This window comes from Paenibacillus sp. HWE-109 (assembly GCF_022163125.1).
In the GTDB taxonomy this organism is placed as follows: domain Bacteria; phylum Bacillota; class Bacilli; order Paenibacillales; family NBRC-103111; genus Paenibacillus_E.
Genome location: NZ_CP091881.1, coordinates 183822 through 200929 on the forward strand (window position 1 = coordinate 183822; position 17108 = coordinate 200929).

A 17108-nucleotide genomic window follows, 5' to 3' on the forward strand; every position below is an offset into this window, starting at 1 on the left:
GTAAAGAAACCTAAACAGTTATATAATACCTATCAATTGCATGACAAGCCGAATTTCTTCATGAGAACGGGGAATCCTACCGGGAAAGCACTGGAAATTCAGAGTTTTTGCTTTAATACGGGAGGCGTTATGATTAAAAAAATGAAATTCAGGCAAATGACACCGCCTCAAATTCTAGTGCTGGGTTTTGCCGTTATTATTTTATTGGGAACCGGCCTTTTGATGCTTCCGTTTGCTTCGGCAACAGGCCAGTCCATTCCATTTATCGATGCGCTCTTTACATCAACTTCAGCGACTTGTGTAACAGGACTTGTTGTTGTGGACACAGGGAGCACGTACACGATGTTTGGACAAGTTGTTATTGTATGTTTGATTCAAATTGGCGGCTTAGGGTTCATGACAATGGCAACCCTGCTAGCTTTTGTATTTCGCAAAAAAATTACGCTCAAGGAGAGACTCGTTCTGCAAGAAGCCTTCAACCAAGGCAGCATGGAAGGCATCGTGCGATTGATTCGCAGAGTCTTGATTTACTCCTTAACGATTGAAGCGATAGCTGCAGTCATTTTCACGATTCGTTGGTCATTTGATTTGGGTTTCTCAAAAGCTTTGTACTTCGGCATCTGGCATGCCATTTCCATGTTTAACAATGCAGGCTTTGATCTGTTTGGAACGGTGGATGCTCCTTTCATTTCATTAACGGGATATGTGGATGATTTTGTGATCAACTTCGTGGCAATGGCTCTCATCGTGCTTGGGGGTATTGGCTTTATTGTCATGTCCGACGCTATTGATTTCCGCAGCACCAAGCGGCTTTCGCTCCATTCAAAGGTCGTATTAAGCATGACTGGCTTGCTCATTGTACTAGGTGCCCTCATCATCTTTATATTCGAATATACGAATAACAGAACAATAGGTTCGCTGCATATGGGCGGGAAAATTCTAGCTTCATTCTTCCAATCTGTTGCCCCGCGGACAGCAGGTCCGAACACCGTAGATATTGGCGCTATGCGGCAAGCTTCGCAATTTTTCATGGTTATTCTGATGTTCATCGGGGCATCGCCCGGTTCAACAGGGGGCGGTATCAAGACCACGACGTTCACGATTCTTATAGCTGCAATCATCACGATGATCCGTGGCAAAGAAGATATCGTTATCTTCCGCTACCGTTTGGCTAAGGATCGCATTCTCAAAGCGATTACCCTAACGATGGTCGCCTTGTTTCTGGTCATTATGGTTACGATGCTGCTGTCAACGACGGAGGATTCGCAGCTGCTCAAAATATTGTTTGAAGTCACCTCGGCATTCGCAACAGTAGGGTTAACGATGGGGCTGACGCCGGATTTAACGACATTTGGCAAAATTCTCATCTCCTTGACGATGTTTGCGGGTCGATTAGGCCTGATTACACTGGCGTATGCGCTTCAACCTAAGCAAGAGAAAGAATTATTTAGATACCCTGAGGGTAAAATCACGATTGGATAGGGGAAAGAAGATGAAAAAGACGCAGTATGTGGTCGTAGGACTCGGACGGTTTGGAGCGAGTATTTCCAAAGAACTTATCAAACTAGGCAACGAGGTGCTTGGTATCGATAGGGACGAGGAAGCTGTAGACGAGATGAGTCATGTGCTTACCCATACCGTAGTAGCTGATGCTACAGACGAGGATGTACTCAAATCATTAGGCGTACGTAATTTCGACTGTGCGGTGGTTGCCATTGGGGATGACATTCAATCCAGCATTTTGGCGGCAATTGTGCTCAAGGATTTGGGCGTCAAAAAAGTTGTTGCCAAAGCGTTATCTGAACTTCATGGGAAGGTCTTGCAGAAGTTAGGGGTTGACCGTGTGATATATCCGGAGCGGGACATGGGCATCCGTGTAGCGCATCAATTAAACTCGCCGAACTTGCTGGACTATATCGAGATTTCCAAAGATTACACGATTGCAGAGCTCTCTGTACCCAAACGATTGTGTGGACTAACGATTAAAGAACTCGACCCGCGAGCCAAATTTGGCTGCAGCGTAGTTGCTATTAACAAACAAACAGGTGTCATTATTGCCCCGACCTCTACGGATGTCGTCAATGAGAATGATATGATGGTGATTATCGGAACGAATGAACAAATTGATAAGTTCGAGAGTGAAGTAATCGGGTAATGGAAAATACAACATCCCACCTGATTGAACATGTACTTATTCTGCTCGTTTTAATTTTTGGTTTGGGCATGTTATTTGGCAAAGCTGCGCAATGGTTGAAGCTTCCCGATGTGGCTTTATTTCTTGTGGCGGGGATGATGGCAGGCCAAGCTTTTCATTGGATTGATGAGACGAGCACCTCGTTCACGAATCAATTCATCCTGGTTCTTGGTTCGTCGTTAATCCTTTTTGACGGAGGACGCAATATTAAACTGACTGGGCTGCGTAAAGTGTGGCTGACAGTTGGTTTATTAAGTATACCGGGTGTATTGCTTACTTGCGGCGCAGTCGCGGTAACAGCTCATCTGCTCTTGGATTTGCCTTGGCTTTATGCTTTGCTGCTGGGTGCTATTATTGCTTCTACGGATCCAGCCACACTCATTCCCGTATTCAAACAAGTGAAGATCCGCACGAAAGTGAGGGAGACGGTAGAGAGTGAATCCGCATTCAACGATGCGACAGCGTCCATTTTAACCTTCTCCTTGCTGGCGATTATTTTGGGGACAGAGAAGATTTCTATAGCCTCAGGTATTATAGATTTTGTGAAGACTGCGCTTGGCGGACTCGCATTGGGAGCGGTCATAGGGTTTGGAATGACTTACTTGACTGCCCACTTGCGATTAGGATTATTGAGAGACTATGCGACGATTGCGATGGTTGTTACTTCATTGGGGGCTTATATTGCGGGCGAATATGTGGGTGTCAGCGGTTTTATGGCAACCTTCACGGCTGGCTTAATGTGGGGGAATGCCGAAACCTTCAAATTGAATATGCAAGACAAACGGCATGAGATGGATCATTTTTCCGATAATATGACCGTTATCATGCGAATGTTGATTTTCATTCTCTTGGGCAGCCAAGTGAATTTTCCTTTGATTGTGGCGAATCTCTGGACGAGCCTAGGCGTTATCTTTGTTTTTATTTTTGTTGCGCGGCCTCTTACAGTTCTAGCTTGTACATGGCCTGATCGTAAAGCCGGCTGGACTTGGCGAGAAATTTTGTTTATGTTTTGGGTGCGAGAAACAGGCGTTATTCCTGCCGCTTTAAGTGGGATGGTTGCAGGTTTGGGCGTAGCGCATAGCGAATTAATTGCAAGTGTTACATTTATGGCGGTCTTGATCACGATATTATTCCAGGCTAGCACAACAGCCTATGTAGCCCGGAAATTAGGACTTGAAGTAAAGGCTGAGGGAACCGATATAAAAGGAAGTACGCAACCTGTCAAATGAAGGATATCTCAACTTTTTAGCCCTCAACTTTAGCACTGTGCACAACGAGAGAATGACGAGGCGAAGGTGGACCCCTAATGTATAAAGTATTAATGATTGAAGATGACGCAATGATCGGCGATATGGTATCTATGTATTTAGGTGAAGAAGGCTTTACAGTCATGCGTAAAGAGAACGGTCAAGACGGGGCGGAAGCGATCTATAAGTTTGCCCCGGACATTATTTTGCTTGATCTGATGCTGCCTGATATGGATGGACTTGAACTTTGCAGACGGGTTCGTCAAACTTCTGGTGTGCCGATCATGATTGTTTCGATGAAGAACAAAGTCGTTGAACGGGTCAACGCACTTGGAGCCGGCGCAGATGATTATATGTGCAAACCGTTCAGCATGCATGAAATGAGTGCGCGGGTGCATGCGCTCATCCGCCGTTCCAATACGTATCAGAAGAAAAGCGATTTTCCTGCCGTGCAGTCTATCGCTCTCATGGAGGCCCAGCCCAAAGCAGCGGTGACCAAGAAGGACGGAGATAAGAGTATCATGCTCAATCTGCATACACGCTCTATGCTGGTTCGTGGTCAGATCGTTGAGACGACCTACTCGGAGTTCGAAATTATGAAGTGCTTCGTTAACAATCCAGGCCGTGTATTCAGTCGAGAGGATTTGCTCCAAACGGTTCGCGGCTTCGACTCCTATGTGACGGATCGGGCGATTGATGTGCATATTGCAAATCTTAGGAAGAAAATCGAAGATAACCCCAAGGAACCGCAGCGAATTAGAACGGTTTGGGGTGTAGGGTATAAATATATGTAAATGAAAAGCCAACTCCAAGTGGTGAATGCGGGGTTGGCTTTTTGGTTTACCCGGATCGGCCTCGCGCGGAGGGAGCTCCAGTGCGCTATTTTGCTGTTAAGGGGTTCCCTCTTTTTAGCTGGCGTCCACCGCAAGCAAGGATTTTCTTAATGACGTCCAAAGCAGACTTATTCGCTTTAGGGCTTTTCGGTCTAAACGTGCATCTAATGAACTGTAGGATGCTTATAGACCGGAAAATGGCTGCTTTTGAGATTTAATGAACGGAGTTGGCGCTACAGGGCACTTTATTGGCGGAAAGGTAATCAATTGCTTGAAATAGCGCATCTGGCATTCATTAGATTTTCAGAATGAGTGATTTTGGCCGAATAAAGGTTATTGAGTTCGTAAGGAGGCTTGTGAGGTGTAGTGACTTGGAAACCTAGTTTGGAGTGAACGCGGAGTTATTCCAACTGCCTCTCGCAGAGGGAACTCCAGTACGCTATTCTAGCCAAAAGTGTCATTATCGGGAGGTTGAGGGAACTCCAGTACGTTATTTTGCCGTTTCATGGGAATTTTCAACGTTTTCGTGGAAATAAGACCCTGTAGTTCCGCTATTACGCACGCATCCCTACTTTTTGCCTAATTAGCGTCCTCTAGTTCCCTTGCAAGGTTTTACCGCTAAGAAGAGACTGATCTATCAGGGCGGCGAAGCCGTTTTTCTAATGATTGACCTACCGTCTGATGCAGCTATTTATGCTTCGCAAAGCAGGTGACAGCCTGATTAATGAACTTCATGGCTTCTGGGTTATCGGAAGTATGATCGGAGTAGATCAGGGATGTCGTTCGTTTGGTTTGCTCCAATTCGACCAGTTGACGCAAGATCAGCTCGTTATTTCGAATTAAATCCTCCCGCAAATAGGATTTCGGCAGCAGGGTGGCTGTTTTGCAAGTGGAAACGAGCCGAATTATGGCTTCGAAGGAGTCGATTTCCATTTGGACGTTGGGGAAAATCGTATAACGATGGAAGAGTTCATCCATCAGGATGCGATACCAGGTCCCTTTGGAGAACAGAATCATCGGCAGCTCGTTCAAATCATCCATGGTAATCGCGCTGCGATCGATGAAGGGATGTCCAAGCGGCAGCACGAGACAGAGGTGATCATCGAACAATGGCTCGCAGTGCAGGCTGGAAGCATTGATTTGGGAGGCGACGACACCAATGTCGACTTTGTGCTCTTTGACCATGGTGACAATTTCATGGGTTTTGCCGGTCAGAAGTTTAATTTCGGTTAATGGATATTCCTTCAAATAGTCTGTAATGAGATCGGGAAGCGTTGCTTGCAAGGTCGTGAGGCTGGCTCCGATGGTGATGGAGCTGTGGCTGCCCGCAGCTTTGTACATCTGGATGGTTTGTTTGAATTTACGCTCCAGATGACGAAGCTCCAGGGCGTGGTCGTAACAAATCTGCCCTACTTTGGTTAACTCCAGTCTTTTGCCTTTGCGAATGAACAGTTCTACTCCCAGCTCTTCTTCCAGTTTCATTATTTTACGGGATAGTGCCGGCTGCGAAATATTCAGCAATTGAGACGCTTTGTTGAGGCTTACCTGTTCGACAACAACCGCGAAAACGTCCAAAAGTTCCATGGCGTTATCAGCTCCTTTTTCATCTATATATGTGAATTAGTTATAAGTGTATATAAAAAAACGGCACTTCCATTATAAGCGCGAAAGAGGTACGATGTACATGTCACTTTTTATTCACATTTATTGGCTAGCCGTGTATATTCGTTCACTGCTTTGGCGCAAAATAGGCGTGGATGATTATGGGTTGACGCTCGTTTGCGGCGAGAGTACAATGGTATGTGGCTTGTTTTGTCTAAACTTGTCAGATGGTAGTTTTAGTTTATGAATTTTGTTGAGGGGGGAATTGGTTACATTATGGGTAATTCGTATTACTTTCGAAAGATCCACTCTTTGCTAGGTGTCATTCCGGTGGGCTTCTTCCTTATTGAGCATTTGCTCACTAACTACGAAGCAACCAAAGGTCCAGCAGCATTCGTGGATCAAATTAATTGGCTGAACGGTCTGCCATTGGTTCTTCTCTTGGAAATCGTGGGGATTTGGCTTCCGCTTCTTTATCATGCCGTTTATGGTCTCTATGTGGCTTATCAAGCCAGAAATAACGTGTCCAGCTATGGGTATTTCCGCAATCAAATGTTCATGCTTCAACGCGTAACCGGCGTTATCACGTTCTTGTTCGTTGCTTGGCATCTCTTCGAAACGCGTTTACAGGTTGCTCTAGGCAATGTAGCGCATGAGGATCTTGGCCGAACGATGCACGATATTGCGACGAATCCAGTTATTTTCACGATTTATGTCATTGGTGTTGTTTCAGCAAGCTTCCATTTCTGTAATGGAATTTGGTCGTTCTTGGTTAGTTGGGGGATTACAGTTGGACCGCGCGCGCAGCGTTATTCTTCCATTATTTGGATGGCTCTGTTCGTTGTGATGTCCGTTATGTTTATTATGTCATTGGTAGCTTTTACAGGTTCGGAATTTTCAGTTCCGGTAGAAGCACATTCGGGGCATTAAGGGAGGGTGAACAGAAGTGGCTAATTCGAAAATCATCGTCGTTGGCGGAGGCCTTGCGGGACTCATGGCGACAATTAAAGCAGCAGAAGCCGGGGTTCATGTGCAATTGTTCTCCTTGGTACCTGTGAAACGATCCCACTCCGTATGTGCGCAAGGCGGCATTAACGGCGCGGTGAATACCAAAGGTGAAGGTGACTCCACATGGGAGCACTTTGATGATACAGTTTATGGTGGAGATTTCCTAGCGAATCAACCGCCTGTTAAAGCATTATGTGACGCAGCTCCAGGGATTATTCACTTGATGGACCGGATGGGCGTTATGTTCAACCGTACGCCAGAGGGTCTACTTGACTTCCGCCGTTTCGGTGGAACCAAATATCACCGTACAGCATTCGCGGGCGCAACGACCGGCCAGCAGCTCTTGTACGCACTCGATGAGCAAGTCCGCCGCTGGGAAACAGCGGGTCTCGTCACGAAGTTCGAGCACTGGGAATTCCTCGGTTCCGTTCTGGACGACGACAATGTTTGCCGTGGTATCGCAGCGCAAGATTTGCGCAGCATGGAAATTCAAACGTTCCCGGCTGATGCGGTTATCTTGGCTACGGGCGGTCCTGGGATTATTTTCGGGAAAACTACCAATTCCGTTATCAACACTGGCACAGCTGCAAGTGCGGTTTACCAACAAGGCGTTAAATATGCCAATGGAGAAATGATTCAAATTCACCCGACTGCGATTCCAGGAGATGACAAGCTTCGCTTGATGTCTGAATCCGCGCGTGGTGAAGGCGGTCGTATTTGGACATACAAAGACGGTAAGCCTTGGTACTTCCTTGAAGAGAAATATCCGGCTTACGGCAACTTGGTGCCGCGTGATATTGCAACGCGTGAAATTTTCTCCGTCTGTGTGGACCAGAAGCTTGGCATCAACGGCGAGAACATGGTTTACCTTGATCTTTCTCACAAAGATCCGAAGGAGCTTGATATCAAGCTTGGCGGCATCATGGAGATTTACGAGAAATTCATGGGCGACGATCCACGCAAAATCCCGATGAAGATTTTCCCGGCGGTTCATTATTCCATGGGCGGAATCTGGGTTGACTATAATATGATGACGAACATTCCTGGTCTCTTTGCAGCAGGCGAGTGTGAGTATCAGCATCACGGCGCAAACCGTTTGGGTGCGAACTCGCTCGTTTCCGCGATCTATGACGGAATGGTTTCCGGTCCTAAAGCGGTTGAGTATATCCGCGGTCTAGAGAAACATGCTGATGACACGTCTTCCATCGTGTTTGATCGTGAGAAGAAACGTCATACGGACCGTTATGAGAACTTGCTCAAAATGAACAATGGTACAGAGAACGCCTACGTTCTGCACAAAGAGCTTGGCGACATGATGAACGCGAATATGACGGTTGTTCGTTACAACGATCGTTTGGAAGATACCATTGGCAAAATCAAAGATTTGAAAGAAAGATACAACAACATCAACATCACGGATACAGCACGTTGGAACAACCAAGGGGTTGCGTTCACGCGTCAACTTTGGAATATGTTCGAATTGGCTGAAGCGATGACGCTTGGCGCCCTGCTGCGTAACGAGAGCCGCGGCGCGCATTACAAGCCGGAATTCACAGAGCGTGATGATGAGAATTTCATGAAAACGACAATTGCCGATTGGACGCCGGATGGTCCGAAAATCAGCTATGAAGATATTGATGTATCTTTGATTGCACCGCGGAAGCGTGACTACTCCACGGAGAAGAAAAAGGGAGGACATTAATCATGGCTGAGACACTAAGCGCACAAAAAACAGTGAAGTTTATCGTGACTCGTCAAGAGAGTCCGGATTCCAAACCTTATACCGAGGAATTTGAAATTCCTTATCGCTCCAATATGAACGTCATCAGCGGCTTGATGGAAGTTCAGCGTAATCCTAAGAACTCCAGCGGCCAAAAGACGACGCCCGTTTGTTGGGAATCCAACTGTTTGGAAGAAGTCTGCGGAGCTTGTTCTATGGTCATCAATGGCAAACCGCGCCAAGCTTGTTCAGCGCTTGTTGATAAGCTGGAGCAACCAATTCGCGTAGCGCCGATGAGTACGTTCCCGGTAATGCGTGACTTGGTTATCGACCGCGGACGCATGTTCAATGCCTTGAAAAAGGTAAAAGCATGGGTTCCAATCGATGGTACGTATGATCTTGGACCTGGGCCGCGTATGGCTGAGTCGAAGCGTCAATGGGCTTATGAGCTGTCCAAATGTATGACATGCGGCGTTTGTTTGGAAGCTTGTCCGAACGTCAATGACAAGAACTCCTTTATCGGGCCTTCCGCGTTATCACAAGTTCGTCTATTCAATGCTCACCCGACAGGTGAAATGAACAAAGACGAGCGTTTGGATACCCTGATGACAGATGGTGGTATCGAAGGTTGCGGCAACTCGCAAAACTGCGTACGCTCTTGTCCGAAAGGCATTCCGCTCACGACTTCCATCGCAGCGTTGAATGCAGATACAACGAAACATTTGTTCAAGAAATGGTTAGGCGTGTAAGTGATAAAAATAAAGCCCGATACCCTGATTGCCAGGGTGTCGGGCTTTTTCGTAGGTGAAGAGGCTAAGAGGAAGAGGGGAAAGCTGTTGTTGTCGCACAATCACTGTTATTTATAGGGGCAATATAGGGAGGACGATGGGAAGTTGGATGAGTTTCTTGCAAGTCAACTTGAACAGGATGCTCTAAGGGTGCAGATGCTGTTTTGATTGGCTGAATATCTAACATATAAATATGGTAGTGAATCGAATACATCGTAAACACCTCCGATTGAATGTATATATGTTATATAATATTACAATTAAGGCGCAATTGACAACGAAATATTTATTTGTGTCATATATGTTGACATATAAGCGAGTTGAAAGTATGATAAGAACAAATGTAAGACTCCGTACCAATTTCATAGCACACATGTTTTCTAGGGTTCCGCGGCAGAATGAAGGCTGTTGGTCTGGTCCAAGAGAAGACACACGATGACGCATCATCGTGCACACGGAGGGATAAAAGCCCGGGAGGATATCAGAATATGATATCATCCTGGGCTTTTCTTTTTACCAGTTCATAGGGAGAGGGAGATCAGAATGAGACAAAGAATGGTATTTCTGATGATGGCCGTGTTATTGACGTTTACGGTAGTTAGCGGGTGTGCAAGCAAAGAGGCAGCAAACACGAAGTCAGGGAGCAGCGCAGAACCGATCAAATTGGCGCTTAGCCCTTGGCCAGGTTGGTTCGTCTGGTATTTGGTGAAGGAGAAAGGCTTCTTCGAGAAAAATGGGGTTAAGGTCGACCTCGTATGGTTCCCGGTCTACAGCGATTCCTTATCTGCGCTAGCCTCTGGCAAGGTGGATGCGAATAGCCAAACCCTGAGTGATACGCTTGCTCCGGCGAGTAAAGGCATTAAGCTGAAAGCCGTGCTGGTGAACGATAATTCCAATGGCGGAGACGGCGTTGTAGTTAAGCCTAGCATTAACTCGCTGAAGGATTTGAAAGGGAAAAAAGTCGCGACAGAATTGGGCACCGTCGATCATCTATTAATGCTTACTGCCTTGGAAAAAGAAGGGCTTGGCGAGAAAGACGTCGCTTATACGAATATGACAGTGAACGACGCAGGTCCAGCATTCATCTCGGGCAATCTGGATGCCGCTGTATTATGGGAACCTTTCCTGAGCAAAGCGATCCAAGAGGGCAAGGGCAAACTCTTATTTTCATCCAAAGACACACCTGGACTTATCCCTGATCTCCTCGTTTTCAAAGAAGAAATCACGAAAAATCGTCCCGAAGATGTGAAGAAAATCATCAATGCCTGGTTCGATGCGCTTGACTATTGGAAGGCCAATCCGGAGGAGTCTTTGCAAATTATGGCCAAAGCGGCAGAAACGCCGGTTGACGAATACAAAGCGGGTGTGGACAGCGTGAAGATTTTCCAACTTGAGGATAACGTGAAAGCTTTCCAAAAAGGCGATTCCTATGAATCTCTCGCATTCACGTCACAGAAAACGGCCGAGTTCCTGAAGAGTCTGGATATGCTAACATCCATTCCCAAGGCTGAAAGCTTCCTGGACAGCCACTTTGTAGAAGAAGTGCTGAAGGAGCGCAAGAAATAAAAGTGAAGTGAGGTGCTCTATGGAGACGACTATCAAAAAAAGACGCAAATCAACGTTGTTTGCCATACGGGGCGATATTGATCGTAAAACGTATATCTCAGGTGTTGTGCTGATTGTGGTGTTGGTGCTGGCGTTCTGGAGTTTGCTTAGTTACGGCAATTTCGTCAATCGCACGTTTCTGCCAACACCGGATCAAGTGCTGCGTCAATTCATCATTCAATTGCAAAACGCTGTGTTTTGGCATCATGTGGGAATTAGTATTTTCCGCGTAGGAGCAGGGTTCTTGCTTGCTTGTATTTTGGGGATTCCGCTTGGCATACTGGCGGGAACATTTCGTTTCGCCGAAGCGCTGCTAGTGCCTCCGACTGAATTTATACGCTATATGCCAGCTACGGCTTTTATTCCACTGATTATGGTGTGGGCAGGTATTGGCGAATGGGCGAAAGTAATTGTAATCTTCATAGGCTGTTTTTTCCAACTAATGCTTATGGTTGCTGATAATACGCGGTCTGTCTCGAATGATTTGCTGCAAACTTCGTATACACTCGGGGCGAATCGCTGGCAGGCTATTGAAAAGGTGCTGATCCCAGCCCTCTTGCCGGATCTAATGAATACGATGCGCTTAATCATCGGTTGGGCGTGGACGTACCTGGTTGTCGCGGAACTGGTTGCGGCTAGCAGCGGGCTTGGCTTCTCGATTATGAAGGCTCAGCGGTTCCTCAATACCGATCTCATTTTCGTGGGGATTATCGCCATTGGCTTGCTTGGTTTACTTACGGATCGCACATTTGCCTATTGTCACCGGAGATTTTTCCCGTGGCTGGAAGGAGGGCGTTGACAAATGCAGGCATTGAATCGAGAGCCGTTGAGCGAAAATGTGGCTGTGGTGAGTAAAATTAACGCCACCGATGTAACAAAAGTATACAGCACGAAGAAGTCTCAGTTCGTTGCGTTGGATAGAGTTTCGTTCCATGTGGATGCTCATGAGTTTGTTAGCTTTGTGGGCCCATCTGGTTGTGGGAAGTCTTCCCTGCTGAGAATTGTTGCGGGTTTGGAGACGCTGACGACGGGATCGCTCAGCATTTCTGGACATGAAATTGATGGGCCTGGCGCCGATCGCGGCATGGTGTTCCAGAGCTATACGCTGTTCCCTTGGTTGTCCGTGAGGGAGAATATTGAGTTCGGACTGACGCTTAAGGGAGTGCCCTTGTTCGAAAAGCGGGCGATCTCCGATCATTTCATGGCGTTGGTCGGTTTGCATAAGTTCGCGAGATCGCTGCCGAAGGAGCTTTCGGGAGGCATGAAACAGCGTGTTGCGATTGCTCGGGCTTTGGCCAACAATCCGGAGGTGCTGCTGATGGATGAGCCGTTCGGTGCGCTTGATCCGCAGACCAAGAATGCGATGCAGGAACTGCTGCTGCGCATTTGGGAGAAGGAGAAGACGACGGTCGTCTTCATCACGCATGATATTGAGGAAGCGATCTTCCTGTCGCAGCGCGTTTATGTGATGCAGGCGCATCCAGGCACGATTCGCAAAGAAATCGTCATTCCGCAGGGGCTTCGCGAGGTTGAAGGCGTGAGGGATTCCGAAGCTTTCCTGAAGCTGAAAAAGCAGGTGATTTCGTTGATTGGGCATCAGGAGGCCGAACAATAGGACGAGAACTGCCAAAGATGTCAACCCTGAGATCAACCAAAGAACAACCCTGAGATTAGCCCCGAAAAGAGCCCGAGCGGCCAAGGGCTGCTTTCGGGGCTTTTTTTTGAGCGTTGCGCAAAATGGCGATATTTGACGCGTGAATTGCTTCTCGATAAAATGAATTAAAGCGTTCTAAGAATGAGGGAAGTCTGATGAACAAAAGTAAACAGCCCACAATTATCGATGTGGCTTCAGAAGCCGGCGTTTCCATTGCAACGGTTTCTAATGTGATTAACCGCCGCAAGGTTCCTATGGCACAGGAAACGATACGTAAAGTGGAGGCGGCGATTGTACGGTTAGGCTATCGGCGCAATGTTATGGCAACGAATCTGAGTCGGCGTCGGTCCTATGAATTAGGGCTTATCATCCCGCATTTTGGCGGCTATTATGGCCGTTTTGCGGAGAGTTTGGAACAGAAGGTGCATCGGTTCGGGTATCACTTATCCGTATTCTCAGCGGCCGGCATGGATGCTGAGATTGAACAGCGCCATCTCGAACATCTGCTGCAGCGCAGAGTGGACGGTCTCGTGAGCCACGGCTTGGCGATGAGTATGCAGTCCACGCAGCAGTTGGTTGGAGTGGGGACGCCACTCGTTATTTTTAACGGCTGGGGCTGGCCAGGTGATATCGTGCAGTTGGCCGTGAATCTGGACTTTGCGAAGGCTTCGGTAGAAGCCGTGCAGTATTTCTTGCGAAGCGGCTGCCAATCCGTCATCTACGTCGGCAAACGCAATGGCATGGGAGCCAATGAGCAGCGAATCCAAGGCTTCCTTGCTGGACTTGGCGATTCTGCGGAAACGACGGTTCATGCGCTCCTAGACGTGGGGGAGCTGGGTATAGCGGGAACGCTGGATGAGGCGCTGCGCTTGAGCGGAGAGCGCCGACCGATCGGCATCTATACGTTCAATGATGCGCTGGCGCTGGAAATTCTGGCCTTGTGCCACGAGCGTGGCATTCGTGTGCCAGAAGATGTGCAGCTGATCGGCATGGACAATGAGCTGTATTCAAGGGCTAGTTACCCAGCGATCACTAGCTTCGATATGCCGGTGGATCTGCAAACCAGCCTTGTTGCTGCCTTCCTGATGAAGCAGATCAGTGAGCCCTTGGACGAGGAGAGCACGGCGCTGCTGGAAGAACATCTGCCTCGTGTACAGGGCCATGAGCTGCTAATCGATTTGGACATGATCGTGCGTAAATCATCAATGGCATGACGAAAAGACCGCAATCCTACTCTCTGGTGAGAGCGGGGGAGCGGTCTTTGTTTACCTATAGTTGCCGTTCAGCTGCCGCTGATGACGCAAGAATTCCTTGCCGTATTCGCCATGCGGGTTAATGTCGGCGTGTTCGATTTGGATCGTGGAATGTGCGATGCCATACTTGTTTTTCAGCGTCTCATTAATCGCAAGAATGACGCAGAACGGTTGAATGTTCGGGCTGATGAACACGTGAGCCGTTAAGGAATAGTGATCCGTGGAAACAGCCCAGAGATGCATCTCATGGACATCTTCAACGCCTTCCACTTGGCTAATCGCTGCGCGAATGTCATCGAGATTGAATTGATCCGGAACGGATTCCATCAGAATCAGGTAGGATTCCTTGATGATTTTGGCCCCGCCCGTAAAAATAATGCCGCCAATGACCATCGAAATGAGAGGATCAAACCAGAGGTAACCGGAGTAATAAATCGCAATGGACGAAATAATGACGCCAGCAGAGCTGAGGAGATCCCCGAAAAAGTGCCATAGCGCACTTTTGACATTCAAGTTATCCTCTTCTTTCACACTGTTATGGAGGACGAGGGTTAAGACGAGATTCACGACGAAACCGATAGAAGCAATCACGAGCATCAGGCCCAGTTGAATCGGCTGAGGATTAATCATGCGCTGAATGCCTTCAATGAAAATACCTAGAGCAATCACACAAAGCGCTAATCCGTTCAGAAAGGAAGCGATAATCTCAAACCGCAGGAAACCGAAAGTGAACCTGGCATTGGGTTGGCGCGTAGCAAGCTGCAAGGCAATCATACTTAGTCCCAAGGCAATCACGTCAGAGATCATATGAGCGGAATCGGACAGCAGCGCAAGTGAATTCGAAAGCACGCCGCCAATAATTTCAACAATCGTGAAAAAGGCGGTCAGTATGAGTGTGATCCACAACGTTTTTCTTGATTTACTCTGTTCTTTCACATGGTGCAGATGGTGGAAATCATATTCGATACTCATATAGGTCCCTCCTTATTTATAATTATTCTAATTAAGATATAGTTATTATATGCCAGCGACCTCGCTGGTGCAACTAAATTTCTTGTAAAAATAATGAAGATCAAGAAAAAGCCTGATTTCTCAGGCTTTCTCCAAGTGATTATTGTATACGCCAAGTCGCTACTCTAGCTATTCTCGCCATTTTATTCCAAAGTGTCGCTTGTAGCGAGGCTGAGGGAACTACAGTACGCTATTCTCGCCAAAGTTGACATTATCGCCAGCTTGAGGGAACTACAGTACCCTATTCTGCCGTTTGATGAGATATTCAGCGCTTTTCGCGGATATAAGACCCTGTAGTTCCGCTAATGCTCCAGCATCTCTGCTTTTTGCCTAAATAGCGTCCTGTAGTTCACTTATTAGGATTTGTTGCTTATAAGAGGCCCATCTCTCAGGGTGGTGAAGCCGTTCTGATCCTTGCAATTACCTAGGCAGGGATCTGCGCAAAATGCGAAATCCGAACGGCTCGAGTTCCATGCTGATAAATCCATCATTGGGCTTCACGGGTTCACCGCTGAAAGCATCCTGCCAATCTTCTGTCTCTAGATCGGCAGGCTGGGCAAGAATAGAAGTCTCCTCCGCATGGTTCATCCAGATCGTGAAGACTTCCTTCTCACTGCTGCGTTCATAAATAATTCTGCCATCCTCCGCATCCGCTCTCAAGAAAGTGAAACGGCCGAAACGGAGCACCTCATGTTCCTTGCGAAGAGCAATCAAACGCTTATAAAAATCAAATAAGTCCTTATCCTGCCTGGATTCATCCCATTCCATACACTTGCGGCAATCGGGGTCTTGTTCGCCCTTTAAGCCAATTTCGTCCCCATAGAAGATACAGGGAGTTCCGAGATAAGTGAGCAGAAACGTAACGGCCAGCTTCAGCCGGCTTTTATTTTCTTTGAACATCGTTAAAACGCGCGGCGTATCGTGACTGCCCAGCAAATTAAACAGGACCTCATTGGTTGGTGTCGGATAGCGCATGAGAATGTGATTCATATTTTCGGCGAAAGAGAGTCCATTGGGCTGCTCCGCTTGGAAAAATGGCAGTACACGATCCGAAAATGGATAATTCATCACGGAATCGAATTGATCTCCCAGCAACCAGCGCAGGGAATCGCTCCATGCTTCTCCAATAATATAAGCCTCCGGATTCGCGCGTTTGACGACTTTGCGAAAATCACGCCAGAAGGAATGGTCGATTTCATTCGCCACATCGAGCCGCCAACCGTCAATCTTCACTTCTTGGAGCCAGTGCTCGGCGACATCCAGCAAATATTGCTTGACCTCGGGGTTCGTGGTATTCAGCTTAGGCATGGAAGCGAAGAAGCCGAATGTTTCGTAATTGAGTGGCCCCTCCTTTTTGACTTCAACCGGATAATCGCGTATATGGAACCAGTCCGCATACTTGGATTGCTTGCCGTTCGTCAGCACATCTCTGAAAGGCGGGAAGTCAACGCTCGAATGGTTGAACACGGCATCCAAAACAACCTTAATCTGTTGAGCATGGCAGGCTGCGACCAATTCTTTGAGCAATGCGGTGTCTCCAAAATGAGGATCAACCTTTCTGTAATCCACCGTATCGTACTTATGATTGCTAGGCGCTTCAAATATTGGCGTCAAATAAATAGCGGTAACGCCTAATTCCGTCAAATAATCGAGATGGTTCAGGATCCCCTGGAAATCACCACCAAAATGAGAATCTAAGGTAGGCTGCTCTCCCCATTCAAGCACGCCTTCCGGATCGTTGCTGGTATCCCCATTGGCGAAGCGATCCGGCATGATTTGATAAAAAATCGCTGACTTGGCCCATTCCGGAGCCTTGAAGCCGTCGATTTCGTGCATATAGGGCATTTCATAATAACCAGCAGGAGGGTGGGGCTGCTCCTCATAAATTCCTGACTCCGTCATCCAAATCGTTTCCTCTTCGGACTGCAGACGGAAAGCATAGGAGAACCGCTTCTGCGCGGGCGACAGCTCTGTTTCCCAATAGTCAAAATAACGGTCGGTCGCGATTTTCAACATCGGATAGTCATTATGGTAGTTGTCCCAATCGTATTTATCGCCAGTGATCGCGGTTACTTCGTTGACATCATTTTTCTTGGTTCGTACGCGAAGATGGAACGTACTGCTATCATAGGAATAGGCCCATTTGGTATGGGGCGAATGGTATAAGCTTTCAATCTGCATAGTGGGGTCTCC

General features: G+C 47.4%; 14 protein-coding genes and 1 riboswitch. Of the genes, 11 read left to right on the forward strand and 3 right to left on the reverse strand.

The window, feature by feature from the left end:
* The first annotated feature begins 129 nt into the window (after window positions 1–129).
* The 4 genes from LOZ80_RS00895 (at window position 130) to LOZ80_RS00910 (ending at window position 4235) form a co-directional block, all read left to right on the forward strand.
* Window positions 130–1482 carry a TrkH family potassium uptake protein gene (locus LOZ80_RS00895; RefSeq protein WP_238169666.1) on the forward strand — a complete coding sequence of 451 codons (1353 nt, stop codon included), beginning with the start codon at window positions 130–132 and terminating at the stop codon, window positions 1480–1482.
* 10 nt (window positions 1483–1492) lie between these two features.
* Window positions 1493–2155, forward strand: coding sequence for a potassium channel family protein (locus LOZ80_RS00900; protein WP_238169667.1), 663 nt, complete (start codon window positions 1493–1495; stop codon window positions 2153–2155).
* Window positions 2155–3423, forward strand: a complete 1269-nt coding sequence (locus LOZ80_RS00905) for a cation:proton antiporter (protein WP_238169668.1) — start codon at window positions 2155–2157, stop codon at window positions 3421–3423. The genes LOZ80_RS00900 and LOZ80_RS00905 overlap by 1 nt, the downstream gene beginning before the upstream one ends.
* A gap of 77 nt (window positions 3424–3500) precedes the next feature.
* Complete coding sequence (locus tag LOZ80_RS00910) at window positions 3501–4235, forward strand: response regulator transcription factor (RefSeq protein ID WP_238169669.1); 735 nt, start codon at window positions 3501–3503, stop codon at window positions 4233–4235.
* 726 nt (window positions 4236–4961) lie between these two features.
* Here the strand turns inward: LOZ80_RS00910 and LOZ80_RS00915 are convergent.
* The gene (locus tag LOZ80_RS00915; protein ID WP_238169670.1) at window positions 4962–5858 is read right to left on the reverse strand and encodes a LysR family transcriptional regulator; all 897 of its coding nucleotides are present in this window, start codon (window positions 5856–5858) and stop codon (window positions 4962–4964) included.
* A 294-nt stretch (window positions 5859–6152) separates the two neighbouring features.
* Between LOZ80_RS00915 and LOZ80_RS00920 the strand changes: the two genes are divergently transcribed.
* The 7 genes from LOZ80_RS00920 (at window position 6153) to LOZ80_RS00950 (ending at window position 13865) form a co-directional block, all read left to right on the forward strand.
* Window positions 6153–6806 carry a succinate dehydrogenase cytochrome b558 subunit gene (locus LOZ80_RS00920; protein ID WP_283214730.1) on the forward strand — a complete coding sequence of 218 codons (654 nt, stop codon included), beginning with the start codon at window positions 6153–6155 and terminating at the stop codon, window positions 6804–6806.
* Window positions 6807–6822: 16 nt separating this feature from the next.
* Window positions 6823–8586 (forward strand): succinate dehydrogenase flavoprotein subunit, encoded by a 1764-nt coding sequence (sdhA, locus tag LOZ80_RS00925; RefSeq protein WP_079409780.1) that lies wholly within the window; start codon window positions 6823–6825, stop codon window positions 8584–8586.
* A 2-nt stretch (window positions 8587–8588) separates the two neighbouring features.
* Complete coding sequence (sdhB, locus tag LOZ80_RS00930) at window positions 8589–9353, forward strand: succinate dehydrogenase iron-sulfur subunit (protein ID WP_238169671.1); 765 nt, start codon at window positions 8589–8591, stop codon at window positions 9351–9353.
* Window positions 9354–9761: 408 nt separating this feature from the next.
* Window positions 9762–9871, forward strand: a riboswitch (guanidine-I (ykkC/yxkD leader).
* A 64-nt stretch (window positions 9872–9935) separates the two neighbouring features.
* On the forward strand, window positions 9936–10958 hold the full coding sequence (locus LOZ80_RS00935) for an ABC transporter substrate-binding protein (RefSeq protein ID WP_238169672.1): 1023 nt from the start codon (window positions 9936–9938) through the stop codon (window positions 10956–10958).
* Between the two features lie 19 nt (window positions 10959–10977).
* Entirely contained in the window at window positions 10978–11796 is an 819-nt protein-coding gene (locus LOZ80_RS00940; protein WP_238169673.1) for an ABC transporter permease, read from the forward strand.
* Window positions 11797–11799: 3 nt separating this feature from the next.
* The gene (locus LOZ80_RS00945) at window positions 11800–12612 is read left to right on the forward strand and encodes an ABC transporter ATP-binding protein (protein WP_238169674.1); all 813 of its coding nucleotides are present in this window, start codon (window positions 11800–11802) and stop codon (window positions 12610–12612) included.
* Between the two features lie 194 nt (window positions 12613–12806).
* Complete coding sequence (locus tag LOZ80_RS00950) at window positions 12807–13865, forward strand: LacI family DNA-binding transcriptional regulator (RefSeq protein WP_238169675.1); 1059 nt, start codon at window positions 12807–12809, stop codon at window positions 13863–13865.
* Between the two features lie 51 nt (window positions 13866–13916).
* Here LOZ80_RS00950 and LOZ80_RS00955 read toward each other — a convergent pair whose 3' ends face one another.
* Window positions 13917–14876, reverse strand: a complete 960-nt coding sequence (locus LOZ80_RS00955; RefSeq protein ID WP_238169676.1) for a cation diffusion facilitator family transporter — start codon at window positions 14874–14876, stop codon at window positions 13917–13919.
* Between the two features lie 459 nt (window positions 14877–15335).
* Window positions 15336–17096 carry an alpha-glycosidase gene (locus LOZ80_RS00960; RefSeq protein WP_238169677.1) on the reverse strand — a complete coding sequence of 587 codons (1761 nt, stop codon included), beginning with the start codon at window positions 17094–17096 and terminating at the stop codon, window positions 15336–15338.
* Window positions 17097–17108 lie beyond the last annotated feature (12 nt).